Below are 2238 nucleotides of genomic sequence, written 5' to 3'. Positions count from 1 at the left end.
AGGAAAGTAGGAAAGGGGGAGACATTGCCCCCAGAAGAGGAATACCGTGCACATCCTTTATCCCTTTCCTACTTACCTACTACCTACTTGCCTACTATTTTCATTGCTTTCTCTCTTTGATTTTTACCTCTTGCTCTTTGCATTAAAACCATAACCACTTCTCTCTTTCCAACTCTCTTACCTCACCACTCCTATCTTTCCTACCTTCTTATCTCCTTCAGAACTACTAATCACATAAATATAAATCCCACCGGCTACTTTCTCATTATCTTTATTCTGGAGCTTCCAAATCCACTTACCACTACTACTTACTCCCTCATATTCATATACCTCTTCACCGACTATATTAAATATCCTTACCTTTATTTGACCCGGGAGGCTATCACCAAAAGTTACTTGCTCCCTTGCCGGGTTGGGATAGACCTTTAATTCACCTAATGGTTTGCTTACCTTTGCACCTATCCCGACTAATGATAAATGTGGTAAATAAAATATTAACTTATTATTTACTCTATCCAATTCCTGCCTGCTGACTTCTTCCCACTTACCTTCCTTTATATAATATGCCTTTAAACTATCTTTTATTATATCATATCCTAATCCCTCCTGTCCATAAAAATATGTTACCTTTATATCTTTTTTTATCTCTACATCCTTATCATAAATAATAAACTCTAATACCTTTATTGGCTGTATCCCTGCTGGTGGTAATGGATATTGTGTTACCTTAAAGAAATCAAACAAGGCGTTTTTACTTAGGCCAGATGGCATTATTTCTACCATTAGCCACTCCTTCTCTATAATCTTACCCATTTCTTCCGTAATGTTGTAGATACTTATTCCCTTCCTTCCTGATGTAACTAAGGTATGTGTGCCTAAATATATACCATAGATTAATGTTTGCCTATTGGATGTAGTTGTAGTACTTACTATTTCATAGACCTGCCTTCCTTTTTCAAATGTCTCATCTTTCTCATATACCTTAGTCCAATTATCTCCTTCATTTATCCATGCCTTTATCATCCCTTCAAATCCTTCACTCACATCTACACTTATCTTAACCTTAAATCCTTCATTAACCGAATACCCTGCTTTATCCAAACTTGCCCCTTTTATGACTGCCTCTATCCCTCGCACATCGATAGGAAGTAGAGAGTAATTGGGGAATTGGGGAATTGGGTAATTGGGAATTTGTGATTTGGAATTTTCCTGAACATAATACAAATAATATGTCCCTGATAACATTTGTGCAGGTAGATTGAAGGCAAATGTTTGACTACCTGCTTCACTAAATACAATTGTCCAACTTGCAGGCTCGCCTGGTGTAATCAAACTCACTGTCCCGGCTTCCTGTGAGATAATTGTTAAGCTGGCAGTTTCTCCTTGATGGTAAATTTGCTTGTCCGAAATTACCGTAATTGTTCCTTTGGGTCGAACATAAATGGCATCCAACCAGATGGCTCGCTCATTCCCTGAATAAATACCAAATTGGAGTTTTTGACCAGTATGATGAATCGGCAAGTTAAAACTAAGAAGTGAAAACTCAGAAATTTGGAATGTTTGGCTTCCTGCATAATCGTTAAATTTTACTTTAGCTGATAAATTCAATGTTCCCAGAGAAACATCACTTAGATTAGTTACCTTTAATGTAAAAGTAGCCAATTCCCCTTCTTCATAACATTCTTTATCCAGTTCTGCTTCTACATCTATCTTTATCCCAACTATCTTTACTGAAAACTCTTTACTGCTCATTGACCACTGTTCACTGCTCACTCCTGTATAAGTTCCATTCTCAAAATCTGATGGAACAGCTAACCTGAAGTTTAAAGTCCCCATCTCTTCTGGGTCTAACCATATCACCTGTTCCTCATCCAGCAAATCCAACAATTTTACCTTTACCTTTGCCTCACCCATAGCACTCCCAATATTCTTAACTACAACGGTAATCGTCCCTTCTTTACCAACTGTTAATTCAAGATGACTAACATCCAGAATCTCAAAATTCGGTTCTAAACTAAATACCATCTCTTCCTTATCTATCTCATTTCCATCATACAAAATTACAGCCTTAGCAGTATAAGTTCCAGGTAAGGGAGATTGGGTAATTGAGTAACTGGGTAATTGGGTAATTTGGGATTTGGAGTTTGGAATTTGAGATTTGTTTGGAATTTGGAATTTGAGATTTGGAATTTTAATCGTATATGTTGCACCTTTACCTGCATCAAGATTTACAGAAGT

1 protein-coding gene is annotated in these 2238 nt (G+C 37.0%); it reads right to left on the bottom strand.

The features are described 5' to 3' along the window. Positions 1 to 177 precede the first annotated feature (177 nt). The coding region (locus tag AB1422_16235) for a T9SS type A sorting domain-containing protein (GenBank protein ID MEW6620856.1) at positions 178 to 2238 on the bottom strand (2061 nt) is incomplete at its 5' end.

It is taken from the genome of bacterium, assembly GCA_040757115.1.
In the GTDB taxonomy this organism is placed as follows: Bacteria; UBA9089; CG2-30-40-21; order CG2-30-40-21; family SBAY01; genus JBFLXS01.
Note: the sequence above shows the minus strand (reverse complement) of the source record. Positions and strands in the feature narration are given on the sequence as shown.